This is a genomic window from Nocardiopsis potens DSM 45234, from assembly GCF_000341105.1.
Taxonomy (GTDB): Bacteria; Actinomycetota; Actinomycetes; order Streptosporangiales; family Streptosporangiaceae; genus Nocardiopsis_A; species Nocardiopsis_A potens.
Map to the genome: position 1 here is coordinate 54,630 of NZ_ANBB01000019.1, position 24,346 is coordinate 78,975.

The window sequence follows — 24,346 nt, forward strand, 5'->3', positions numbered from 1 at the left end:
TCCGCGACCGGCCGCCCGCCCCGGCAGGGGCGCCGGTGCGCTCCGCTGTGAACATGTCGTGAACGGGGCATTGACTCAGGTTAATCGCATCACCTAGCTTAAACGAATAACCGGCGCCGACCAGGAGGTTCGACGCAGGCCCCACCCCCGCATGGAGGAGAGCGTCCATGAACGAGCCTGCTCGTGTCCACACCACCGCACACGGAGCGGAGCGATGACGGCCCCGGCCGCCCCCGCCCCGGTCGAGCGGACCGGCGGGAGGCGCGGGCTCCGCCGCTTCCTCGGCCTCTTCACCGTCGGCAACCTCGCGCTCTACGCGATGTACCTGGGCGTGGTGAGCATCCTGCTCCCGGTCCAGGTCGAGGCGTTCGACCCGGCGAACAAGGAGATCAACCTCGCCGTCGTCACCGGCACCAGCGCGGTCTTCGCCACCCTGTTCAACCCGATCGGCGGGGTGCTCTCCGACCGCACCCGGTCCCGCTGGGGGCGGCGCAACCCCTGGATGATCGGCGGCGCCCTGGGCGCCCTGGCCTTCCTCGGCCTGATGGGCTTCGCCCCCGCGCTGTGGATCCTGCTGGTCGGCTGGTGCGCCGCGCAGGCGATGGGCAACGTCTACCAGGCCGCCATCACCGCGACCGTGCCGGACCGCGTCCCCGCCGAGCGGCGCGGCAGCGCCTCCGCGGTGATGGGCATCGCCCAGTCCGTCGGCATGGTGGCCGGCAGCCTCGCCGCCGCCCGCTTCGTCGGCGACCTCGAACTGGGCTACCTGGTGTTCGGGGCGGCGCTGGTGGTCGCCGCGGTGCTGTTCGCCTCGCTCACCCACGACCCGCGCGGCGCCGAGCTCCCCGCCGCCGACCCGGCCGGCGGCGGCCTCGCCGACCAGCTCAAGGGCTTCGGGACGGCACTGCGGAGCCCCGACTTCACCTGGGCCTTCACCAGCCGGGCCTTCATGATGATGGGCTTCTTCCTCATCATGGGCTACCAGGCCTACATCCTGGCCGACCACATCGAGCTGCCGGACGGCCTGGCCCCCACCGACGCCATCCCGATGCTGGTCATCGCCAACACCGTGCTGACCGTCGCCTGCACCTCGGTCATCGGCCCGATCTCCGACCGGATCGGCAGGCGCCGCCCGTTCGTCCTGGTCGCCGGGGTCATCGCCGCCGCGGCCACGCTCGTCCCGGTGCTGCTGCCCACCCTGGCCGGGATGTTCGTCTGGGCCGCGATCGGCGGCGCGGCGTTCGGCGTGTTCATGGCCGCCGACCACGCCATCGTCACCCTGGTGCTGCCCAAGCAGGAGGACGCCGCCCGCGACCTGGGCGTGCTCAACATCGCCAACGCCGGCCCGCAGATCATCGCCCCGTTCGTCGCCGGGACCATCGTGGTCTCCCTGGGCGGCTACACCTACCTGTTCATCATCGGCGCGGTCTTCTCCGTCATCGGCGCCCTGGCCATCACCCGGGTGAAGGGCGTCGCCTGACCGGCGCCCCCGCCCGCACCACTCCGAGAGACAAGGACCCCATGCGACTCCACGTGCACACCCGGGGCGAGGGCGGCCGCACCGCCCTGCTCGTCCACGGCGCCATGTCGGACCACGGCACCTGGCACGCCGTGGCCGGGGCGCTGGCCGAGCGCGGCTACACCGTGCTCGCCCCCGACCTGCGCGGGCACGGCCTCAGCCCGCGCGGCCGCTACCTCCCCGAGGAGGTCGCCGCCGACCTGGCGGAGACCCTGCCGGCCGGCGCCGACCTGGCCATCGGCCACTCCATGGGCGGCCTCGCGCTGTCCATGGCGGTCGACCGGCTCCGCCCGGCCCGGGCCGTCTACTACGACCCGGGCTGGCAGTTCGGCCACATCCCCGAGGCCGCCGCGGACGGCATGCGCGCCATGGTCGCCGGCGCCACCGCCGAGTCGGTCCGCGCGATGAACCCGCGCTGGAGCGACGCCGACATCGAGGCCGAACTCGCCGGCTTCGGCCGGTTCGACCCGGGCTTCTTCGACATGATCAAGAACCTGCACGGCGCCGACCTGATCCCCGCGGCCCCGGTGGTGCCCTCCCTGGTGCAGCTGGCCGACCCCAGCTTCACCGTCACCGAGGAGGGCGCCGACCGCCTCCGCGCGGCCGGCTTCGAGGTCCGCGTGGTCAAGGGCACCGGCCACTGCAGCCACCGGGACGACTTCGACGGCTACATGGCCACCCTGGAGGGCTGGATCTGACCTCCGGCCGTTCCGCGCCGCCCTCGGCGTCGCCGCTCTCTCGCGACCGGACGGGACGGCGACGGCGCCGAGATCGGCGTCGGGATCAACGGCACGGGGTCAGCGGCACCGGTCCAGCGCCTCGCGCCAGCGCAGGGCGCGGGACCACAGCCGGTCGGGGGCGGGGACGGGCGTGAGCAGCCACATCCGCCCGCGCCGGCCGGGGCCGTCGGTGATGGACGGGCGCGGGGTGTGCGGGGGCGGGCCGTCCAGCGGGTACCAGTGGTAGTCGAGCGGGTCGAGCAGCGCGGTCAGCCGGTCGCCGATGCCGCGGCCCGGCAGCACCTTGCAGAGCACCCACGGGCGGAACCGGCGCAGCACCTCCAGGCCGCCGGCGACCACGTCCGGCTCGGTCGCCCCGGTGTCGATCTTGACGATCGCGGGGGCGGCCCCGGCCTCCTCGCGCCAGTGCGACAGCTGGCCCACCCGCACCGGGATCCGGCCGACCTCCGGGCGGAAGCCGGGGACCAGCGAGTTGGCGGCGTCGCCGGTCGCGGAGAGGCGCAGCCGGGCCGAACCGGTGTGGTTGCTCATCGCCAGGTCGACCACCTCGACCCGGAGCCCGTTGTCGGCGGCGATGGCCCGCGCCGCCCGCGCGGCCTGCGGGCACGGCTCGAAGGCGTACACGTCGCGGCCGCTGCGCGCCGCGGCCAGCGCCGCGTAGACCCCCACGTTGGCGCCGACGTCCAGCACCGCCCCGGGCCGGGCCGTCTCCACCGCGGCGAGGAAGCAGGCCAGCGCGTCGGGGCGGTGCCCGGCCAGGCCGTACCGGTGCAGCCGGGCCGGGACGGACAGGTCCCCGGGGACGGTGATGCGGAGCTCGTCCGGACCGCAGGCCGGGCCGCCCTCCGTCCGGGGCAGCATCAGCGAGAACCGGCGGACCCGAGGGGGGACGCGGGCCGGATCCAGCCCCCCGAGGCTGCGCGGCAGCCGGATGCGCAGCTGCCGGGTCGCGTGGCGGACCGCCGGATGGCGCCGGACGAAAGCACGGACCTGCCCAGAGACCATTGTCGATTCCCCCCGATCGGCGAATGGGACGCCTGCGCGCACGCCCGCACGGCCCCCGACCGCATGCGGACGAGACACGAACGTATAGCGGCGGGGCCCCCGCCCGCAGGGCGATTCACCCGAAGAGGGGAAAGGGCACACCGAAACCTCCTGCTTCCGGGGCGGATCGGGGCGGCGGGGGAGAACGGTCCGGACCCGGCGGACGGGCCGCCGACCCGGCATTCCGGGTGGCCCGCGCGGGGCGGCCCGGCTCACTTCGGCGACCGGCGAGGACACGCTCCGGGCGCAACTAGACTCGTGGCCGTGAGTCTGTCTATCGGGATCGTCGGCCTGCCCAACGTCGGCAAGTCCACCCTCTTCAACGCGCTGACCAAGAACGACGCTCTGGCCGCGAACTACCCGTTCGCCACCATCGAGCCCAACGTCGGTGTCGTGGGCGTGCCCGACCCGCGGCTCGACAAGCTGGCCGAGATCTTCGGCTCCGCCAAGGTGCTGCCGGCCACGGTCGACTTCGTCGACATCGCGGGCATCGTCCGCGGCGCCTCCGTCGGTGAGGGCCTGGGCAACCAGTTCCTCGCCAACATCCGCGAGAGCGACGCGATCTGCCAGGTGATCCGGGCCTTCAACGACCCCGATGTCACCCACGTCGACGGCGACATCGAGCCGTCCCGCGACATCGAGACGATCAACACCGAGCTGATCCTGGCCGACCTGCAGACGCTGGAGAAGGCGCTGCCCCGGCTGGAGAAGGACGCCAAGCGCAACGCCAAGGACAAGGCCGCCCAGGAGACCCTGGAGGCGGCCCGGGCCGCGCAGAAGGTCCTCGACTCCGGCAAGGGCCTGTACGCGGGCGCCGCCGAGGCCGGGGTGGACACCGAGCGGATCCGCGAGCTCAACCTGCTCACCGTCAAGCCGTTCATCTACGTGTTCAACCTGGACTCCGACGAGCTGGCCGACGAGGCGCTGCGCGCCAAGCTCTCCGCGCTGGTGGCCCCGGCCGAGGCGATCTTCCTGGACGCCAAGATCGAGGCCGAGCTGGCCGAGCTGGAGGACGACGAGGCGGCCGAGCTGCTGGAGTCGATGGGCCAGTCCGAGTCGGGTCTGGCGCAGCTGGCCCGGGTCGGTTTCGCCACCCTGGGCCTGCAGACCTACCTCACCGCGGGCCCCAAGGAGGCCCGGGCCTGGACGATCCGGAAGGGCGCCACCGCCCCCGAGGCGGCCGGGGTCATCCACACCGACTTCCAGCGCGGCTTCATCAAGGCCGAGATCGTCTCCTTCGGCGACCTGGTCGAGGCCGGCACCATGCAGGCCGCCCGCGCCGCGGGCAAGGTCCGCATGGAGGGCAAGGAGTACGTGATGGCCGACGGCGACGTGGTGGAGTTCAGGTTCAACGTCTGACCCGAGGTTCCGAGCAGGGCGGTCCGGATTCCGGGCCGCCCTTCGTCCTCCCCGGGCTCCGGCGCTTTGATCTGTTTCCTCTGCCGACCGCGACGGGAAGTGAGACGTTGGACGGTGGCACTCGATGAAGGGAAGCGTCTCATGCCCATCACCGCCGGAGAGGCCCGCAGAGAGCTCTTCCCGCTGATCAAGAAGGTCAACGAGGATCACGACGTCGCCGAGATCGTCTCCCGGCACGGCAATGCGGTGCTCCTCTCCGCCGAGGACTACGCGGCTCTGCGCGAGGGGGCCTACCTCCTGCGTTCGCCCGCCAACGCCCGGCGCCTGCTCAAGGCGTACGAGAACGCTTTGAACGGCACCGATGTCTCCGAACGCGAGCTGATCGACCCGGATTCGGGAGAAGACGGGTGAGGCTCGTCTTCGAGGACCAGGGCCGGGAGGACCGCATCTCCCGGCTCAAGGCCGATCGCAAGATGCTCGCCCGGAGCACCTGTCCCGCCGCCGGCCTTCCCGGGGCGTTCTGGTGTTGAATACGGGGCATGCCTTCCTCCTCCCGCTCCACCGAGGTCGTCGTCTGCGGCCCCGCCGCCTGGAACCACCTCATCCTCCTCGACCGGCTGCCGGAGCCGGTGCCCCACATGCAGCTCGCGCGCCGCTCCTGGCATACGCTCGGCGGCACCTCGGCCGGGAAGGCGCTGCACCTGGCCGGCCTCGGGATCGGCGTGCGATTGTGGACCCCCGTCGGCGAGGACGCGGACGGGGAGCGGGTCCGGAGCTCGCTCGCCGGCGCGGGCGTCGCCGTGGAGGCCGTCCGCAGCGAGCGGACCGAGCGCCACGTCAACCTCATGACCGAGGACGGCGGCAGGGTGTCGCTCTACGTCTCGGCCCCCTCCGCTCCGCCCGCCGGTGCGGTCGAGGCGGCCCGGGCGGCGGTGGCCGCGGCGGACCTCGCGGTGATCGACCTGAGCGAGCTGGGCGGGCTCGTGCTCGCGGACCTGCCGGCGCGGCGGGCGCGGATCTGGGTCGACCTGCACGACTACGACGGGGCGTCCGAGTTCCACGAGCCCTTCCTGCGCGCGGCGGAGGCGGTGTTCATGAACGACGACCGGACCGGCGACCCCTGGGAGCTCATGCGCTCCTGCCTGGACCGGGGCCCGCGCCTGGCGGTGTGCACCCGGGGGGCGGACGGCGCGGTCGCGCTGGAGGCCGACGGCACGCGGCACGAGACCGCGGCGGCCGCCGCCGAGGTCGCCGACACCAACGGCGCCGGCGACGCGTTCATGGCGGGCTTCCTGGCCGCCACCGTGCGCTCCGCGCCGGTGGCCGGCGCCCTCAATGCGGCGGCGGAGCAGGCCCGGATCGCGATCGAGAGCGACCACCTGCACCCGGTGCTCGGTCGGGGCTGAGCGGCCCCGGCCCGCAGGGAGGGGCCTCTTCCGGTCCTGGCGCGCACGCGGAGACCACGGCGGCGCTCCGCTCCGGGGCCCGTCCCGAGCCGGGCGCGGGGCGGACCGGGAGCCCGGCCCGCCCACTGCGCGCGGTTCCGACCGGCGCGGAGGTCGGTCCGCGATCCGGTCGCCGTCGGCGTCGACCGTGCAGCCGTCGATCCCGCCGTTCCTCATCACGGTGAGGCCGACCTCCTCCTCGGTGATGAAGCCGATGGTGAACGCCGCGTCCTCGCCGGTAGGGGACTCCGCGCGGTCGCGCACGAGCGCCACGGTCTCGAAGTCCTCCGAGAAGTACGAGCCCTCCTCGGGGCCCCGCCTCTCCGGGGCCTCCGCGCCTCGGCGGTGAACCGGGTGAAACCGCGCATCAGGTCGATTCTCCGGCATTCTCCCGGTGTGGAACCGCTGATCCCGCCCCTACCTGCATAAATGTCGGAAGGGTTCCGCTCGGAACCGGAAGGCGGCACTCTGTCAAGGGGGCGCGCCGAGGAAGGTCAAGGTCACATTCGTGTGGCCGGAGGGAAACCAGGCCGTTTCCGGTCGGTCCTCAATTACTGCGCTGACCTTGGAGGATCTCGGGGAGTGACAGGATATGGGCTGGTGCGGGGGTATTGGCCGTTTGGTCGGCCGGGTACAAGGTTCGGTCGGGGAGAAAACACGGACATCATTGGCGACGGGGCGCCCGGATAATGCCGCACCATAGGTGGGGTAGACAGAGTGCTCGGGGGAGAATCGTTGCCGCCGCGGACGACCGGGTCCGCGGTGCGAGTGAGGGAGGCGAGATGGCTCGGAGGTCGACCGCGCGGGGCGGCGGCGCGCCCGAGGCGGCCGACGGGTACGACGGCCCCCGGGAGGCCGCCACGGGCCGCTTGAAGCGCCCCAGGGCGGGTTCCGGCGGGCGCTGGTGGGTCTGGGTCGGCCGGGCTGTGCTCTGGGCCTTCATCATCGTCGTCCTGGTCAACGGGGTCTGGCACCCGCTGCGCGAGGGGATCGCCACCCCCGCCGCCGAGGAGCCGGCCGAGCAGGAGGAGGGCGGCGACTTCCCCGAGACCGCGGCCGCCGCCTTCGCCGTGCGCTTCGCCGAGCACTACCTCAACGTCGAGGAGGGCGGCCGGAAGGAGCGCGAGGAGGAGCTCGCCGCGTTCGTCCCGGAGGGCGACGCCTCCTCCTACGAGATCTCCGGCGGCCCCCTCACCGGGACCGAGATCCAGGTGGTCCGGGTGGAGGAGGCCGACGGCAACAACGCGGTGGTGACCCTGGCCGCCGACGTCAACGGCGCCCCGATGACCCTGGACGTCCCGGTGTACGCCGCGGACCCGTCCTCCCTGGTGGTCTCCGGGCGGCCGGCCCTGCTCGCCGCCCCCGACAAGGCGGACCTGCCCGAGGCGCCCGGCGTCGACGTCGACACCGAGGCCCGCGCGGAGCTGGAGTCGATGCTCCCCGCGTTCTTCGAGGCCTACTCGGCCAACCCGGACCACCTCTCCCAGTACGTGGAGAGCGGCGTGCGGATCGCCCCGCTGCCCGCCGACAGCCTGGTGTTCGAGAAACTGGACGAGGTCGCGGTCCCCGCCCGCACCGCCGCCGCCGGCGACGAGGACGTGCGCCAGGCCGTGGCCGAGGTCGTCTGGCGCGTCCCCGGCGGATCGGGCGGCTCCGACGGCGAGGGCGCCACCCTCACCCAGAGCTACCAGCTGACCGTGGTCGAGTCCGGCGGCAAGTGGTACGTGCGCGACGTCCAGGGGTCGCTCCAGGCCCTCGGCCGCTGATCCGGCCCCCGGTGAACGAAGCAAGGAGAACAATGGCCATGAACGGCAGATATCCGACCCAGGAGGACGTGGACTGACATGCTCCCCCTGTTTTCCGATGCCGTCCACGCGATTTCGGACGCGGCCACCCCGATCGTTCTGGCCGCCGCTGACGGAGAGGCCCCCGACACCCAGGGCCTGGCCGACTGGCTGCGCGGTTTCTTCGGACCGTTGTTCCTGGTGATCGTGTCGATCGTGGCGATCTTCTTCCTCTTCACCAGGGAGATCACCCGATTTGCGCAATTCGTCGTGCTGGCGATTTTCATTGGGATCGTCTTCTATGTTCCGAACGTCATCGAGACACTGGCGACCGCGATCGCGCGCGCCATGGGCGTCGAGGTAGTCGAGTAGGAGCCCCGGGGACATGGACCTGCCCACTTACACCAATATCTGGCGCATCGAGAAGCGGCTGTACAAGCTGTACGACTTCCGCCTGCCGCAACCGCTCTCGGTCGTCACCCTCGGTGTGTTCCTGGGCGTCCTCGCCATCTGGGCGATGCTGCTCCGGTTGGTCGGCTTCCCGCTGGAGACCCCCTGGCACGTCGTCTGGATCGTCCCCCCGTTCGTCATCACCTTCCTCGCCACTCGGCCGGTGATCGAGGGCAAGCGCCTCACCGAGCTGCTCGCCTCCCAGCTGCGCTTCCTGGCCGAGGCCCGGGTCTACACCCGGCTCGCGCCCGAGCACGAGCCCGCCGAGGTCCGGGTCGTGGTCACCGTCTGGCACCGCGACCCGGCCGCGGGCCCGCTGCCCGCGGTGACCAGGACCCGCATCGTCCGCCCGCGCAGGCGCGCCCGCGCGGTCGAGGAGGAGGGGGCCCGGACCCGCCCCGAGCGCCTCGGCGCCGCCGCGCCCCCGCTCGCCGCCCCGGAGGCCCGCCGCCCCGCAGGACCGGAGCCGCTGGCCCTGCCCGGCGCCGGCCGCTCCGAGCCCGCGCCCCCGCCGCTCCGCCTCGCCTCCGCACCGGCGGAGGCGCCCCCGCGGCCGCAGCGCGAGGCGGCCCCCGCCCAGGAGCCCGCCGCCCGCGCCGAGCGGCCCGAGCCGGTCGAAGAGCCCGAGCCCCTCCCCGAGGCCCCGGAGCCGCTGCCCGCCGCCGAAGCGCGGGCCGAGGCCCCGGCCGCCGAGGAGGAGCGCGGGGAAAAGCGCGCCGAGCCCGCCCCCCGGCCCCGCCCCGCCCGGCCCCGCCCGGAGCGCGGCGCCCCCGCCGGGGAGCGCCGGGGCATCGGCACCAAGATGCTCAACTACTTCGGTTTCGGTCTGAACCGATCCAAGGAGCAGGGCCCGTCCCCGGAGGAGGAGGCGGAGCAGGCCCCGGTCACCGCGCCGCTCTCCGCAGAGCGCGCGGAGAGCGCCGAGCGCGACCGGCGCGAGGCGTTGGCCGCCGCGCGCCGGGAGAGCGAGGAGTGGCTGCTCAGCGTCCGCGACCCGGCCGACGGCCCGCCCGAAGAGGAGACGGGGCAGGCGTCCCGCGCGGACAGCGAGGCCCGCCGGCGCGCCGAGGAGATGATGGCCGCGCCCGCCCCCGAGGAGCGGCACACCGGCGCCGCGGCCGACTCCGCGGCCCCCGCCCGGGCCGAGGAGGCCGGGGAGGACCGGGAAGAGCAGGCCCCCGCCCCCGCCCCTGCCGCCGACCGCGAGCAGGCGGAGCCGGACCGCGCCTCCCTGCGCCGGCTGCGCGGCCGGGCCCAGGGCGTGCGGGTCGCCCGCCGCCTGGAGCAGGAGCGCGCCGACCGGGCCGAGCGGGCGGGGGAGCGGATCCAGGCCGCGCCGCCCGTCCGCGGCCGCGGCGTCGGCGCCCCGGCCGGCCCCGAGGAGGCCGCCGCCCAGGAGCAGCGCACCCCCGCCCGCCGCCCGCACGCGGCCCCGTGGGAGCTGCCCGAGCGCGGCGACCGGGCCGGCGCCGCGAAGAGCGGCATCGAGGAGAGCCCCGAGGAGGGCGCCGGGAAGAGCGGGGCCGAGCCGGGCGCCGCCGAGTCCGCCCCCGCCGCGGACGGCTCCGGCGACGCCGAGAAGCACTCCGAGAAGCGGAGGCTGGAGGCGCTCGACCGGCACCTCGCCCAGGTCGACACCCCCGCCCCGCCCGCCCCCCGGTTCGCCGAGGCCGACGACCCCGGCGCCGCCCGCCGGAACTCCTCGGGCTGGTTCACCGAGGTGCGCGCCACCGAACCGGCCCGCCCCGGGCGCGGCGCGGACCGCACCGCTGAGACCCCGGAGCGGACCGGCGCACCGCAGCCGCCGGAGAAGGCGCGGAAGGCGGAGAAGAAGGCCAAGCCCGCCCTCCAGCTCGACCACGGCACCGGCGACCAGGAGAGCTTCGCCGCGACCCTGCCCGCCCCCGCCGACCGGGACGGCGCGGAGCAGCGGTCCCCCGCCCCCGCCGCCGGGCAGGGGACGGAGCAGGAGGCAGAGCGCAAGGAGGCGGAGCGCAAGGAGGCGGAGCGCAAGTCCGAGTACGAGCTGGACCACGGCACCGGCGAGCACGAGAGCTTCGCCGCCACCGCCGCCCCGGAGGGAGCCGACGGGACGGCGCAGCCGCCGGCCGCCCGCACGGACGCCGCCGCCCCCGCCCGGAACCGGCAGGAACAGCGGGAGCGGCCGACCCCGGCCGAGGCCGCGCCGGCCAAGTCGGAGTACGAGCTGGACCACGGGACGGGCGAGCACGAGAGCTTCGCCTCCGCGCTGCCCGGGACCGGCCCGGACGCGACCGCGGACCGCGCGGCCGAGGCGGACGGCGCGCCCCGGCGGGAGGACCGGCCGGGCACCGGACCCGAGCCCGGCGCGGCGCCGGCCGCCGCCCCGGCGCCGCAGGCGCAGGACCCCCGGGCCGGCCACCGGGCGGGCGAGCGGCGGGACACCGCCCCCGCGACGCCCGGAGCAGCGGCCGGCGAGCGGCAGGACGCCGGCGAGGACGCGGCGGAGGCGGCCACCGGCACCACCGGAGCCGCCGCGACTGCGGCCGAAGCCGCCCCGTCCGCCACCGCCCCGGACCAGGGGTCCGCCGAGGCCGAGGCCTCCGCGCGCCCCGAGGGCGCCCCCCGCACGCTCGCGGACCGCCCGGACGAGGACGAGCCCGCCCGTGCCGCCGAGCACTCCGGGCCCGCAGCGCCGCAGCCTGCGGACCCGAAGCCCGCGCCGGAGGCGACGGCGGCCCGCTCCGAGGAGCGGTCGACCGCCGAAGCTCCGGCGATCGCGGAGAAGGCCGAGGCCGCAGCCGAGGACAGCGGCGATCCCGCCCCCGCCGCCCGGGCCTCCGGCACGCAGGACGCCCGCGCCGACCACCGCCCGGCCCCCGAGTCCGAGACCCCCGAAGACCGGCCGACCGAGGCCGCCCGGCCCGCCGCCGGGGGATCCGCCGAGGAGCCCTCGGACGGGAGGCCGAAGGTCGCCGCCGAGCCCGGCGCGACCGCCTCCACCGCCTCCACCGCCTCCACCGCCTCCACCGCCTCCACCGCCTCCACCGCCGCCTCCGGCACCGATGCCCCGGGCGCCGCCGCCGCGGAGCGGCCGGAGCGGCCCGCGTCCGAGCGGAGCGCCCTGCCCGCCAAGTCCGGCTACGAGCTGGACCACGGCACCGGCGAGCACGAGAGCTTCATCGCCACCGCCGCCCCCGAGCGGGAGGTGCAGGCCCCCGACGGGTTCGACCCGGAGACCGACGGGAAGAGCGCCGCCCCTGCCCCGGCGGGGCGGAGCCGCACCACCGAGCAGCCCGCCGAGGCCTCTTCCGGCCCTGCGGAGAAGGCCGCCGACGCCCTCACCGGAAAGGCCGCCGAGGCGGGCCCGGAGGCCGCCCCCGCGAAGCCCGCGGACCCCGTCGGAGAGGCGCCCGCCGCGTCCTCCGCCGAGCAGAAGGCCGAGCAGAAGAGCGAGGCGCCTTCCGGCCCCGCCGAGAAGAGCACCGGAGCCCCCGTCGGCAAGGCGTCCGGGCCCGCCGCTCCGGCCGCCGAGGCGGGCCCGGAGCCCGCCCCCGCGAAGCCCGCGAACCCCGCCGACCGGGCACCGGCCCCGGCCGGGCCCGAGGGCGACGGCGAACCCAAGCGCACCACCGCCGAGGACCTGGCCGCGGCCGAGGAGGCCGCCTTCCGGGCGCGCCGGTCCCGGCTGGGCCGCGGCGCGGAGCGGTCGGACCGCGACGCCTCCCCGGAGCGCTCCTCGGAGCAGGACCCCGCCGCGCCCGCCGAAAACGGCGACCGCCCGGCCCGCGCCACCCGCCCCGGCACCGACCGCTCCGCCCGCCCCGCCGCCGACCGGAGCGAGAAGGCCTCCGGCGCCGCCCCGGCCTCCGGTGGCGAAGAGGGCGTCTTCAGCCGGGTGGCGGAGAACGCCCGCCGGCTGAGCGGCCTGTTCGGCGGCCCGGACGCGGGCCGCGCCGAAGAGCCGCGCCGCCCCCGGCGGAACGGCGCGGAGGAGCGCACCGCCCCCGACGGCCGGTCCGCCGACCGTCCCACCGGTCGCCCCACCGGCCGCACCCCAGCCCAGGGCGCCGACGCGGACGCCAAGCCCGCCCTCCAGCTCGACCACGGCACCGGCGAGCAGGACCGGCTCCCGCGCGACGGCGGCGACCGGGACGCCACCGCCTCCGCCCCCACCGATTCCACCGCCACCACCACCGGGAACGGCCGCGCCGCCGCCCCGACCTCCGACCCCGGCTCCCCGGCCTCGGCCGACTCCGGCGGCACCCGCGGCTGGCGCCGCCTGGCCCGCGTCGTCACCGGCGGGTCGGCCGCCGCCCCCAAGACGACCGGCCCGCAGACCGGAGACGTCGACCGGATCCGCTGCGACATCGGCCGGCCGCGCCGGATCGTCGTCCTCGGCTGCACCGGCGGGGCCGGCCAGACCGTCACCGCCCTCATGCTCGCCCACACCCTGGCCGCCTACCGGGACGAGCGGGTCGTCGCCGTCGACGTCAACCCGGGCGCCAACGGCATGTCCCGGCGGATCGGCACGCAGACCCCGGAGACGCTGACCTCCCTGCTGGCCAACGCCGACGGCATCGACGGCTACCAGGCCATGCGCCGCTACACCTCGTCCACCTCCACCGGCCTGGAGGTCGTCTCCTCCCTCGACGACCCCTACGTGCAGACCCTCGACGACCGCGACTACGCCTCCCTCGCCGACCTGCTCTCCGGCTTCTACGAGGTCGCGGTCCTCGACCCGGCGGCCACCGGCGTCGCCCGCGCCCTGCCCACCGCCGACGGCCTGGTGCTGGTCGCCCCGGCCAGCGCCGACGCCGCCCGCTCGGTGGCGATGACCTTCGAGTGGCTGGACGGGCACGGCTACGCCGACCTGCGCTCCCGCTCCGTCGTCGTGGTGAACGGCGTCAGCAGGCGCAGCCTGACCGACGTGGACGAGGCGGAGCAGGTCGCCCGCGGCCGCTGCCGCGCCATCGTCCGCGTCCCCTGGGACGACCACATCACCTCCGGCGACCTCGGCGGCACCGAGGAGCTGCGCACCAGCACCCGCCGCGCGCACGCTGCGCTGGCCGGCGTCCTGATGCACGCCCTCTCCCCGGAGGGCCGCTCCGGCCCCGGCCGCTCCACCCCCACGGAGGCGCACCGATGACCCGCCGCGCCGACGAAGCCCCGACCACCGCCCGCGGCGCGCCGAGACCGGCGCCGCACCCGCGCGGGCAGGAACAGCCGAGACAGCACACCAGCACCCGGGAGGGGCAGCGATGAACAGCAGGGGCGGGAGCCGGCTCTCGGTCCGCTACTTCGACGACCGCATCCTGCTCAGCGATTCGGAGGCCTGGGCCTACTTCCGGCTCCCCACGGTCTCCTACGAGTTCTCCACCCCGGAGGAGCGGGAGGCGCTGGCCACCAACGTCACCATCGCGCTCGCCGCGATCCGGATGGACGACGCCGAGGTGCACCTGCGGGTGGCGCACCGCACCTACCCGGCGGCGCAGTGGGCGACCCGGCTGGACGAGACCTCCGACTCCGGGCCCGGCTGGTACGACTACCTCGACGAGATGTACCGGCACGTGTGGGCCAAGGACTTCTGGTCCAAGGAGGTCTACCTCGGGGTCCGGCTGGGCATCCGCGGCGGCGTCCGCGGCCAGCTCAAACAGGGCGTCTTCGCCCAGCTGCTCGGCGCCTACCAGCGCTCCGAGCAGGTGCTGGGCATCGAGGACCCGGCCATCGACGCCAAGGAGCTGGCCCGCTGGACCGAGCAGTCCGAGCGGCTCGGCCGGGCGCTGGCCGCCAGCTCGCTGCACGCCCGGCACGCCACCGCCAACCAGGTCGCCTGGCTGCTCCGGCACGCGGTGGCCGGGACCGCGGAGGAGCCCCGGTCGTCGGCGGCGGGCCGCCGCACCTGGGGGCGCGGTGAGATCGAGCAGCTGGTGGAGGGGGTCGTGCACAACGGCCGCTCGATGCTGCGGCTGGAGCAGTTCGCCGGCGACACCTACGTCGCCTACCTGTCGTTCTCCCGGTTCCCGGACCTGATGCCGTTCCCCGACGGCGAACCGTGGATGCACCACTCCGACGCGCTGCCGTTCCCGGTGGAGATCAGCTCCCGGATGAAGCTGATCCCGCCCGCCAAGGCCAGCAAGGACGTCAGCCGCAAGCTGGCGCACGCCCGGGACATGGACGCGCACATCAGGGAGGCCGGCGCGGACATGCCGATCGCGCTGGCCGAGCAGATCGACGCCGCCCGCATGCTGGAGCACGGCATCACCAAGGAGCGGCTGCCGTTCGTCTACGGCTGGCACCGGCTGATGGTGTCGGCGCCCACCGAGAGCGAGCTGGTGCAGCGGGTGGAGGCGGTGGTGGAGCACTACCGCGACATCGGCATCGACGTGGTCAACTCCACCGGCGACCAGCTGTCGCTGTTCAACGAGTCGCTGCCGGGGGACCGGATCCGGCTCGGCGCCTACGCCCAGCGCCAGCCGCTGCGCACCATCGCCGGCGGCATGCCCACCGCCACCGTCGACCTGGGCGACCGGCGCGACCCGAGCCAGGGCGGGGGCGGCTGGACCGGCCCCTACATCGGCGAGACCCTGGGCCGGGCCCGGTCCATCGTGCACTTCGACCCGATGGTCGCCGCGGCCCGGAACCGGCCCACCGCCATCGCGATCACCGGCGAGCCCGGAGGCGGGAAGACGACCCTGGCGCTGCTGCTCATCTACCAGCTGGCGCTGCGCGGGGTGACGGTCACCGCGATCGACCCCAAGGGGGACGCGGAGTCGCTGGTCCGGCTGCTGCAGCGGCGGGGGCGCAAGGCGCGGATCATGTCGCTCGGCTCGGCCGAGCCGGGCCTGCTGGACCCGTTCGCGTTCGGCGACGACCTGCCGACGAAGAAGACCATGGCGACGGAGACGCTGCGGCTGCTGCTCCCGCGGATGAGCGAGGAGCGCGAGTCCGCGATGATCCAGGCGGTCGCGGCGGTGTCCAACCAGCCCAAGCCGAGCCTGGCGAAGGTCGTGCAGTACCTGGAGCGGTCGCACGACCCGGCCTCGCGCAACCTCGGCGCGGTGCTGCAGTCGATGTCGGAGATGCGGCTGGCCAGCCTCTGCTTCGACCCGCAGGGCGACGCCCAGGTGGACACCGAGGGGTGGACCACCGTGTTCACCCTGGGCGGGCTGACCCTGCCGGACTCCACCATCCAGCGCGACGACTACTCCTATGAGCAGCGGCTCAGCGTGGCGCTGCTCTACCTGGTCAGCCAGTTCGCGCGGCGGCTGATGAACGGGCTCGACCGCCACCTGCCCAAGGCGATCTTCCTGGACGAGGCGTGGGCGGTGACCTCCACCCCTGAGGGCGCCAAGCTCGTGCCGGAGGTCAGCCGGATGGGGCGGTCCCGCAACACCGCGCTGATCCTGGTCAGCCAGAACGCCGGCGACCTGCTGAACGAGCAGGTGACCAACTGCCTGTCGAGCGTGTTCACCTTCAGATCGAGCGAGCGCTACGAGGTGGAGAGCGTGATGTCGCTGCTGGGGGTCGAACCGACCGAGGAGCACCAGGCGATGCTCCGGAACCTCGGCAACGGCGAATGCATCTTCCGCGACCTGGACGGGCGCGCCGGCCGCATCGGCGTGGACCTGATTTCGGAGGAGCTGCTGCGCTGGCTGGACACCAACCCCACCCGGCAGCACCCCGATGAAGAGGAAGAACCGGCCTTCGAGGGCGCGGAGGCACTGATCGGCACCGGCAGGGGCAACGGGCAGGAACGGTGATCATGCGGCGGCGGCAGCAGGCGGCGCGGGTGGCACGGGCAGCAGGGACGGTACAGGCGACACAGGCGACACAGGCGACAGAGCAGGACGGGACGGCCGACCGGGCGGCGGGCCGAAGGCGGAAGGCACGCAGGGCTTGGGGGGAGAAGGGTCGGCTGCGCCGGTCCTTGTCCATGCTGGTGATGGCACTGGCGTTCGTACTGGTGCCGGTGGGCTCGGCCTGGGCGGACCCGACGGACGAGGAGACCACGGCACCTGCGGGGTCATTGTGCCCGGGGGAGCCTGCGCCGCAGCCGGAAGCCGCGGGGAGCGGATCGGACGGACTTCTGGTCCCACCCCAATCACAGGACTCGATCGCGAGTTCCCCTGACGGCCTTCCGCCTGATGCGAGCGTGTACGGCCAGTACGGCACGGCAGGTCAGCAGTGGCACGTCATCCGTGAGTCGTGTGTCGACAAGATGGGCTCCAGCGCGGTCGCGACACTGAGCAATTCCGCATGGGATCTCTCGAAGACGATCAACCAGTCGACCATCACCGTCTACCAGGCCGCTACTTCTGAAGGCCTGCTCGAAAGCTTCAACGCTCTGGTCGAGAGCGCCGTCGTGGAACTCCGAGAAGGCCTTTGGCGCCCGCTCCTTCCGACCGTGATCATCCTGGGCGCGGTTTGGCTCGGGTGGTACGGGCTGATTCGGAAGAGGGTGACTCTCACCATCGAGAGCGCCGTCTGGATGGTCCTTGCGACGGCCATCGGCATGTGGATACTGGTGAACCCCTCCCAGATCCTGGGATACGCGGGAACCCTGGTCAACTCCGGCTCTCAGCTGGTGAATTCCGCTGCGTCGAAGATGACCGTGCCCGGGGTCGGAAACGTCTGCCCTGCCGGAGCCCCTGAGCCCTCTAAGGCCGATTGGGAGAGTGAGAGCGAGTTCGCTGTCCGGAACAACTCGCAGATGCTCTGGTCCGGTCTGGTGTGCCGTCCGTGGATCGCAGGAGAGTTCGGTACCGGGCCGGTCGCCAACACGGCCGTCCGAGAGCACGGCATGGAGCTTCTGCAGGCGCAGGGGATCAGCCGTGCTGAGCAGGACCAGATCGCGAAGGGGGAGATCGAGGCATCTGAGCTGATCTCCGAGAAGCAGAGCGATTACGAAGAGATCGCCGCAAGCATCGAGGACAACTACCCGGAGATCTATCCGCTTTTCGAAGGGAACCAGGCGGGCAGTCGACTAGGGGTGGCGACGCTGGCCCTCTTCGCCGCGGTCTTCGCTGGCGGACTTATCCTGGTGGGATCCGTCGCTCTCATCGTCTTGAAGATCGGCTTCCTGCTCCTGCTGCTCCTCGCCCCGGTCTTCCTCCTCATCGGTATCCATCCGGGATATGGGCGAACGGTTCTCCTGCGATGGTTCGAGATGCTTCTCGGGCTCCTGCTGAAACAGATCTTCGTCGTGCTGCTCATTTCGCTTCTGGTGATGAGCTACAGCATGGTGATGGTGACGAACCTGGCTTGGGGGCTGCAGATGATCCTGCTGGCCTTGTTCACGCTTGCGTTGTTCATTTACCGGAAGCCGTTCGTCCACCTCTTCACTTCGGTGAACGCCAACACCTTCACGTCGCGCATGGTCAGCGACGCGATGCAGAGCAGGGTCCTCAGCCAGAGTGCGAACGTCCTTCCCCCGGTCGCCTACATGCGGGCGCAGCGCTGGGGACTCCGGCGCGCTCCCCAGCTCGCCGCAGCGGCGGGCGGTGTTCCCGCGGGCCCCGGTGGGGGAGCGGACCAGCAGGGCGGCCAGGTCGCCGGAGCGGGGGCGGCCGAGCAGGGCGAGGGCGAAGGCGTCGCCGGGGCCCGGTCGGAAGGCCGCCGAGTCCGAGGCACCACGGGGTACGGCCGCGCTCGGGGGAAGTCCGGGCCGCCGCCGCTCAAGCTGAGCGGGAACGAATCCGCAGGTGCGGAGCAGCGCACGGGGTCGTCCACCTCTCGGCCCTCTGCAGAGGCGCCGAGCCTGGGGAACGCCGCCTACAGCGGAGGCGTGGGATCCGGCTCTTCGTCCGCGCCGCCTTCCTCCGGCGGTCCGATCCCGCCCCGTCCGGCAGGCGGCTACCGGGGCACCGGCGACACCGGGTGGGCCTCGGTCTTCGGCACGGGCAGCGGAAGCGGCCAGCGTCCGGCCTCCGGCCGTTCGGAGGGCGGAAACGAGCGGACTTCCGGTGCGCCTTCGCCGACGAGCGGTTCCGGGATCTTCGCCGGCCGGGAGCCCGCCCGACCGGAGGGGAACACCAACGGCCGCTCGCGCTGGGGCGAGCACCGGTCCCGCCGGGAGAAGGCGGCGCCGCCTCCGCGCCAGCCCCGGCAGCCCGCCGCGCGCGGCGGGGAGGACGGGCACTGGTTCAAGTCCAGCGGCAGGCGCGACCCGGACCGTCCGATCAGCCCGTTCTGGACCGGATCCGAAGGGCAGCGCCGGGCCAACCGGGACGTTCCCTTCTGGCTGCGGGACAGCGACTCGTGACCGGCCGCGGTCCCGGCGCGTTGAGCCGGCAGCACCTTTTCCGTAGCGGACACCGCGGAGGACTCCCCCTGTCATGGCCAAGACGCTCACTGACCGGCAGCAGCGCTTCGTCTTCGGAGGGCTGGTCGTCGTCCTGGTCGCCTTCGGGCTCTACCTGAGCTTCGGCGGTTTCGACGGCGACGACGAGCAGGGCGGGGAGGAGCCGCAGGCGGGCTCGTCGTCGGGGATCGGCGGGCCGGCGACGGCGGCGCCGAGCCCGATCCCGACCACGGCCGTCGAGGAGATGCAGGTGCTCGACTGGTTGCCGTTCGAGGAGGCCGAGCTGAAGGCGGCGGGGGCGACCGCGCAGGCGTTCGGCGAGGCCTACGCGACCATCGACTACACGGCTTCGCCCGAGGAGTACTACGGCTCGATGGAGGAGCTGGCCGCGAAGGATTACGCGAAATCGCTCGCGCAGAGTTCCGGGGCGGGCGCGCTGTGGTCGGAGATGAGCGAGAAGAAGACGGTCGCCGAGGGGCGTGCGGACGTCCGGTCCATTCGCAGCTTCGACAAGACGTCCGTGGTGTTCGTGGTCAAGGTCCAGTCGATCATCGAGAACGACGAGGGGGCCGACGAGGACCTGGGCGACTACGCGGTGACCGTGCAGAAGAAGGGTTCCCGGTGGGAGGTCTACGACTTCCAGCCGGCCGACGCCGGGAACGTGGGTGGGAAGTGACCCCCGACGGATCGAGACTGCCGATCGCGCTACCCCCTGGCAGGTGATGGAATGCTCTCCCCCTTCGTGAAGCAGCCCTCCGCAGACGACGGCTCCTGTGTCACACGCCTGGCCATCGCGGTGGGCCTGTTCATGCTCGGGACCGTTGCGCTGGTCATTGCGGTGATCCCTTCGATGACCATGAATCCGGGGGCGCTGTTCGCCCTCCAGTGCACTCCGGGTGAGTCTTCCGAGCAGACGGAGAGCAGCGGCTACGCCGAGGACTCCATTCCGGAGAACTACCTGGAGCTGTACAAGGAGTGGGGGGAGGAGAAGGGGGTCCCCTGGAACATCCTGGCGGGGGTCGGCCAGGTGGAGAGCAAGCACGGCCGCTGGGACGGGCCGGGGATCACCGAAGGGCACAACGACTGGGGCGCGGCCGGGCCGATGCAGTTCGGTGCGCTGGACGGGTCGGCCGCGGGGAACAGCTGGGGAGGCCAGCCGGTCATGAAGACCGAGGACCGGCCCGAGGAGGGGTACGGCCAGGACGGCAACGAGGACGGGATCGTCAGCGTCTACGACCCGGAGGACGCCATTCCGGCCTCGGCCGACTACCTGATCGCGCACGGGATCAAGGACGACGTCCGGCAGGCCATCTACGGCTACAACCACGCGTGGTGGTACGTGGACGACGTGCTGGAGTGGGCGGACAAGTACGCCGACGGGGATTTCGACCCCAGTGAGTCGGTGAAGGTCGGCGTCGAGTGCAACGTCAATGAGGACGGACTGCCGATCGGGCGGGCTCCGGACGACATTACGCAGGCGGTCGTCGACTGGGCGCTGGCCCAGCGGGGGAAGTCGTACGTCTACGGGGCGACCGGGCCGAACACGTTCGACTGCTCGGGGCTGACGATGAAGGCGTACGAGAGTGTGGGGGTGACGATTCCGCGGATCTCCCAGGACCAGTGGGGCTTCGGCCCGAAGATCCCCCAGGGGGAGGAGCAGCCGGGGGACCTGGTGTTCTTCGATGTTTCGCGGTCGTACGAGCCGCCGGGGCCGGGGCACGTCGGGATGGTGATCGGCGACGGGCTGATGGTGGAGGCCTGGTGCACCGACTGCGGGCCGATCGCGACGCGTGAGTACGATGACCCGAGCCGTGCGGACATCCTCGGGTTCACACGGCCGCTGGAGCACCCGGACGTGAAGGCCCAGTTGGAAAGCCAGGGGTGAGGAGACACCCCTCCCGACCGCCTCTGAAGGCAAGGAAGTGAATGTCCACTAAAGAGAAGGCCGCTGCCGGCAGAGTAAGGAAGAAGCGTGGAATCTACGGGTGGCGCGCGTTCTTCATCGTCTTCTTTTCGGGTACGGCTGCGGCTTTTCTTGTCATGGGGATCATCGTTGGTTCTCTGAGGTTGGTTTTTTCGGGGCTCTTCTCTGATGGTGGTACGGCGGCATCGAACCCGCAGGCCGTGGAACAGCGGAAGCCGAGGGAGTCGATGGAAGTCGGAGCCCTGGACCTTTGCGAGGTCGCTGATACGGATGTGATGGCGGGGAAAGGCGGCCAGATGGTGGAGGGGGGAGGTGTCGCCGACTCCGGTGAGGAAGAGGGGGAAGAATCTCCGGGGCGTACGGTCATGGATGAATGCAGATGGACTTTCACTCCATCTGGGCAGGGCGAAGCCTCTCTTGATCTCTGGTACACGGCCTTCGTCAATGATTCGGAAAAAGAATCAAAGGAGGAGGCTGCGCAAGGGGAGTTCGAAGAGCAGCTTCGCCGGGTGGAGGCAGGGTTCTCAGGGCTTTCGGGGAGTGGAACCAGTCAGAACACCAAGGCTGAGGCGGAGTACTTCTTCGGTGAGAACCCCGATGGCGGAGCCGACTATGTTGCTGTCGGGAAGATGAAGAGCGGCGTCTTCGTCGCAACGTATACGAAATCGCAGAAGCCCGAGGACATCAAGCGAGAGTATGAACAGGTCTTCCGTGAAGAGGTCCGAGCCCTGGACATCGCCATCTCGACGGAGATAGAACGGATCCTTCCCGACTGAACGATATCAGGGCGCTTTCCTGAGGGCTTCGGCCAGCTGGATCCACTCCCGGTGAGGGAAGCTGATCACGGGGCCGGTCGTGTTCTTCGAGTCTCTGAGGGACGTCGTCGTCTCGGACTGGAAGAGTTCTACGCACTCCTGCCCTTTGTCGCTGCTGTAGCTGCTTTTCTTCCAGGAAGACACTGCTCACCGCCTTGCTTGCTTGAAGAAGTCCTCTGACAGGCTCACCAGGAACTCCGTGGCGGATTCCCCTGTCAGGCACAGCTTCCATGTGGCTTGGAAAACATCAGTATAGTCCTCTACCTCTTCAGGGTCTTCCAGGAAGATCCCGTTGTGGGCGTTGTCGATGAACACGGTGGAGTCGCCGTGATCTCCTGGAAAGTCGAGAAGGACGAACTGGCCGGTCAAGGCCGTATGGGCGCCGAGCCGGTCGGTGGCGAGACCGATCTCGATCTTCTCCAGAGAGACGAGCTTCCCCAGGTGGAGAAGCTGTTCGGCCATCGTGATCGGAGATCCGATGGTCTTGTTCAAAGCGGCTTGGTCAACGATCGCTTGGACCTTCGGTCCGTTCTGAGAGTCGATCAGAGCCTTGCGCTCAGCGCGTGCCTGCAGTCGCCGCTGAATCTCTTCCTCGTCCTTGATGCGTCCGGAGCGCATGATCGCTTCGGAGTAAGCAGGGGTCTGCAAAAGGCCGGGAACCAGCATCCCGCTGTAGAAGCGCAGGTGGGAAGCCTGCGCCTCCAGGCTGACGTAGGAGCCTGGGCCGAGTACGTCCTTGTAGCGGGACCACCAGCCCTTGGCGCTGGCCGTCTTGGCCAGGGCGACCACGGCTTCTAGGCGCTTCTGGTCATCTACTCCGTAGTAGTCGGCCAGGGCCCGTACGTCCTGTTCCCTCAGCCGCTTCCACTCGCCTCTTTCGAGCCGGTGCACCTTCGTCCGGTGCCACCCCATCGCGTCCGCGACCTCGTAGGAGGTCCGGCCGGCCTCCTCGCGCATCGCCTTGAGCTCGGCGGAGACGCGGCGATGGCGAACGGTCTGGCTAGACAGATCGGACATTCAATCTCTTTCTCGGGTTAAAGGTGTATGGGGCGACCTAGTAGGCGCCGTCTTGGAATTTACTCATGACTTTATCTGATGGTGTTGCAACTTGCTCATGAGTAAGTACTCTTTAGGTGAGTGGTCGATCACAAACAGTACGGTCGGCCCTGCACCTCAGGTGGTGACACATGCTCATGTCCTCCTACTCCGGCTCGCCCCTCCACCCCCTCTACGCCCTGGCCAAGGAGCTGGAAGCCCGCGGCCTCGGCGCCTCCGTCGACACCTCCGTCTCCGTCGTCGACGCCTTCCTCCCCGGCCCCGAGGCCGCCGACCCCGTCCGCCGCTACAGCCGCCCCTCCTCCTTCCAGCGCGCGGTCCTCCGGCCCGACCCCATCAACGCGCGCCCCTGGTGGTGGCTGCTCTGGCCCGGGGAGCGCTTCAAGACCGAGAACACCGAGCCCGAACTCACCCGGCTCCTCCCCGTCGAGGACACCGCCGACGTCGCGCGCCGCATGCGCAACATCCTCATCCTCGACAGCACCGAGTAGAACCCCCGAACCCTCCGCAAAGGACCGAAACCATGTCCCACGACCGACCGGCTTACGTCCGCTCCACCTCTCCCGACCCCCTCGCGCCCCGCGTCCGCCGGGTCCTCGCCGGCCCGCCCGGTGCCCGCTTCTCCCGATCCCGCCCCTACACCGACCCGCCCCCGGCCACGCCGCCCGACCTCCCGCGCCCCCTCCTCTCCCCGCACTCCCGCGCGGGCCGCCCCCGGGACGGCAGCGACCTCCCGCCCTGGCTCCGGCAGACCGCCGACCAGCTCAGCCCCGCGGCTCGCGACGCCGCCCCCACCAGCGGCGACGTCCGCGAACTCACCGCCGCCCGCCGCAGCCGGCCCGGTCTGCCCCGCCCACGCTCCCGCCGCTCCTGGCACCCGTCCAGCCGCGCCTACCGCCGCTTCAAGCGCCGCACCCTCCGCAGCACCGGCGGCCTGACCTTCTACTACTTCGCCGCCTACGAGATGCTCCCCTACTCCTGCAGCGTCCTCGCGGTCCTCCTCCTCGCCCACCTGCTGGGCCTGCTCCCCTGACCCCCCGAACCGGCGCTCCGCCCGCCCGGGGCCGGGCGGAGCGCCCCGGGGCGGTAGGAGAGCCGGACTTTCCCGCTTCGCCGATGCATCCTGGAGTCCGGCGTCCGCCCCGTTCTGCAGCTCTGCCTGCACCAGAACGGTGATCCTCCTGGAGGAGAACGCGATGAACGACATGAGCATCAGGCGCCGGAGAACGGTGGTGCGTCGCAAGAACCAGGTCACGCTGCCCCGGGAGGTCGCCGAGGCGCTGCGCATCGGCGAGGGCGACGAGGTGGAGTTCACCATCGAGGACGACGGCAGTGTCGTCCTACGGGGGCTCACCACAGTGCCGGCGGACCAGGCCTGGTTCTGATCCTCCTCCTGGCAGGCGGGGGAGCGTGAGGCCGGCGAGCAGATCGCCGCGGGCTGGACTGAGGAGTTCGAGAGAGTCCGCCTCTGATATGGAGAAGGGGCGGTTCCGCCTCGGTCTGCCTTGAGCAGAGCCGGTCTGCTGCGGCTTTCCTGGGTTTCACCTCTCAGAGGCCGGAAAACCTCTCAGGTTTCCCGTAGCCGGTCGATCTCGGCTTGCAGCTCCTGACGTAGGGTACGCATTTCGTCTCGGCTGAGATCATGCCTGCTCTTAATGCTCCAGGCCCGCAGCATCTACTGTTTGGCCTCTTCTTTGGCCTCGGGGCGGCGGCTGCTTGTGCCTTCCGCATGTAGGCGCCTGCAGCGCGGCTGGCGGTTTCGTGAAGGGCGTCGTAGAGGACATCGTCTGGGACATTTGGGCTGGGATCCTGTTGTTCCTGCACGGTGAGTGATCCTTCCGTTCGGTTTGAGCCCGGTTGCAGCCCGTCTGCAAGGCCAGGCCACCGCAGGCCACGGCTGATTCGTTCTCGGCATGAGGTCCTCGTGT

The 24,346-nt window shown here is 72.2% G+C and carries 20 protein-coding genes; 17 read left to right on the forward strand and 3 right to left on the reverse strand.

Annotation, left to right across the window (positions count from 1 at the left end; all coding sequences use genetic code 11):
• Nucleotides 1-214 precede the first annotated feature (214 nt).
• Together D459_RS0107340 and D459_RS0107345 are read left to right on the forward strand one after the other, a co-directional pair.
• On the forward strand, nt 215-1,480 hold the full coding sequence (locus D459_RS0107340; protein ID WP_017592348.1) for an MFS transporter: 1,266 nt from the start codon (nt 215-217) through the stop codon (nt 1,478-1,480).
• Between the two features lie 41 nt (nt 1,481-1,521).
• Nucleotides 1,522-2,217 carry an alpha/beta fold hydrolase gene (locus D459_RS0107345; protein WP_017592349.1) on the forward strand — a complete coding sequence of 232 codons (696 nt, stop codon included), beginning with the start codon at nt 1,522-1,524 and terminating at the stop codon, nt 2,215-2,217.
• A gap of 99 nt (nt 2,218-2,316) precedes the next feature.
• Here D459_RS0107345 and D459_RS0107350 read toward each other — a convergent pair whose 3' ends face one another.
• Nucleotides 2,317-3,264: an FkbM family methyltransferase gene (locus tag D459_RS0107350; RefSeq protein ID WP_017592350.1), complete on the reverse strand. Its 948-nt coding sequence runs from the start codon at nt 3,262-3,264 to the stop codon at nt 2,317-2,319.
• A 303-nt stretch (nt 3,265-3,567) separates the two neighbouring features.
• Here D459_RS0107350 and ychF point away from each other — a divergent pair, with 303 nt between their 5' ends.
• The 12 genes from ychF (at nt 3,568) to D459_RS33540 (ending at nt 21,323) form a co-directional block, all read left to right on the forward strand.
• Complete coding sequence (gene ychF, locus D459_RS0107355; protein WP_026120148.1) at nt 3,568-4,662, forward strand: redox-regulated ATPase YchF; 1,095 nt, start codon at nt 3,568-3,570, stop codon at nt 4,660-4,662.
• A gap of 141 nt (nt 4,663-4,803) precedes the next feature.
• Complete coding sequence (locus D459_RS0107360; protein ID WP_017592352.1) at nt 4,804-5,073, forward strand: type II toxin-antitoxin system Phd/YefM family antitoxin; 270 nt, start codon at nt 4,804-4,806, stop codon at nt 5,071-5,073.
• Entirely contained in the window at nt 5,070-5,192 is a 123-nt protein-coding gene (locus D459_RS37335) for a hypothetical protein (protein ID WP_017592353.1), read from the forward strand. The genes D459_RS0107360 and D459_RS37335 overlap by 4 nt, the downstream gene beginning before the upstream one ends.
• 9 nt (nt 5,193-5,201) lie before the next feature.
• The gene (locus D459_RS0107370) at nt 5,202-6,068 is read left to right on the forward strand and encodes a carbohydrate kinase family protein (protein ID WP_017592354.1); all 867 of its coding nucleotides are present in this window, start codon (nt 5,202-5,204) and stop codon (nt 6,066-6,068) included.
• An 821-nt stretch (nt 6,069-6,889) separates the two neighbouring features.
• Nucleotides 6,890-7,873: a conjugal transfer protein gene (locus tag D459_RS0107380; RefSeq protein WP_017592356.1), complete on the forward strand. Its 984-nt coding sequence runs from the start codon at nt 6,890-6,892 to the stop codon at nt 7,871-7,873.
• 78 nt (nt 7,874-7,951) lie between these two features.
• Complete coding sequence (locus tag D459_RS0107385; protein WP_017592357.1) at nt 7,952-8,263, forward strand: hypothetical protein; 312 nt, start codon at nt 7,952-7,954, stop codon at nt 8,261-8,263.
• Nucleotides 8,264-8,276: 13 nt separating this feature from the next.
• Nucleotides 8,277-13,469 carry a TcpE family conjugal transfer membrane protein gene (locus D459_RS0107390; RefSeq protein WP_026120149.1) on the forward strand — a complete coding sequence of 1,731 codons (5,193 nt, stop codon included), beginning with the start codon at nt 8,277-8,279 and terminating at the stop codon, nt 13,467-13,469.
• 112 nt (nt 13,470-13,581) lie between these two features.
• Nucleotides 13,582-16,083, forward strand: a complete 2,502-nt coding sequence (locus tag D459_RS0107395; protein ID WP_017592358.1) for an ATP-binding protein — start codon at nt 13,582-13,584, stop codon at nt 16,081-16,083.
• Nucleotides 16,084-16,256: 173 nt separating this feature from the next.
• Entirely contained in the window at nt 16,257-18,584 is a 2,328-nt protein-coding gene (locus D459_RS0107400; protein ID WP_040709482.1) for a type IV secretion system protein, read from the forward strand.
• A 73-nt stretch (nt 18,585-18,657) separates the two neighbouring features.
• Entirely contained in the window at nt 18,658-19,299 is a 642-nt protein-coding gene (locus D459_RS0107405) for a hypothetical protein (RefSeq protein WP_017592359.1), read from the forward strand.
• A 51-nt stretch (nt 19,300-19,350) separates the two neighbouring features.
• The gene (locus tag D459_RS0107410) at nt 19,351-20,508 is read left to right on the forward strand and encodes a C40 family peptidase (RefSeq protein WP_017592360.1); all 1,158 of its coding nucleotides are present in this window, start codon (nt 19,351-19,353) and stop codon (nt 20,506-20,508) included.
• A gap of 41 nt (nt 20,509-20,549) precedes the next feature.
• The gene (locus D459_RS33540; protein ID WP_017592361.1) at nt 20,550-21,323 is read left to right on the forward strand and encodes a hypothetical protein; all 774 of its coding nucleotides are present in this window, start codon (nt 20,550-20,552) and stop codon (nt 21,321-21,323) included.
• 6 nt (nt 21,324-21,329) lie between these two features.
• On the opposite strand, the gene D459_RS34170 is transcribed toward D459_RS33540, so the two are convergent.
• Together D459_RS34170 and D459_RS0107425 are read right to left on the reverse strand one after the other, a co-directional pair.
• Nucleotides 21,330-21,506, reverse strand: a complete 177-nt coding sequence (locus D459_RS34170; protein ID WP_017592362.1) for a DUF397 domain-containing protein — start codon at nt 21,504-21,506, stop codon at nt 21,330-21,332.
• 3 nt (nt 21,507-21,509) lie between these two features.
• Complete coding sequence (locus D459_RS0107425) at nt 21,510-22,379, reverse strand: helix-turn-helix domain-containing protein (protein WP_017592363.1); 870 nt, start codon at nt 22,377-22,379, stop codon at nt 21,510-21,512.
• Between the two features lie 170 nt (nt 22,380-22,549).
• Here D459_RS0107425 and D459_RS0107430 point away from each other — a divergent pair, with 170 nt between their 5' ends.
• The 3 genes from D459_RS0107430 to D459_RS36780 all read left to right on the forward strand — a co-directional run bounded on the left by D459_RS0107430 (nt 22,550) and on the right by D459_RS36780 (nt 23,803).
• Entirely contained in the window at nt 22,550-22,909 is a 360-nt protein-coding gene (locus D459_RS0107430) for a hypothetical protein (protein ID WP_017592364.1), read from the forward strand.
• A gap of 32 nt (nt 22,910-22,941) precedes the next feature.
• A complete protein-coding gene (locus D459_RS0107435) occupies nt 22,942-23,451 on the forward strand; it encodes a hypothetical protein (protein ID WP_017592365.1) in 510 nt (169 codons plus the stop codon).
• Nucleotides 23,452-23,614: 163 nt separating this feature from the next.
• Complete coding sequence (locus tag D459_RS36780) at nt 23,615-23,803, forward strand: AbrB/MazE/SpoVT family DNA-binding domain-containing protein (protein ID WP_017592366.1); 189 nt, start codon at nt 23,615-23,617, stop codon at nt 23,801-23,803.
• The last annotated feature ends 543 nt before the right edge of the window (nt 23,804-24,346 follow it).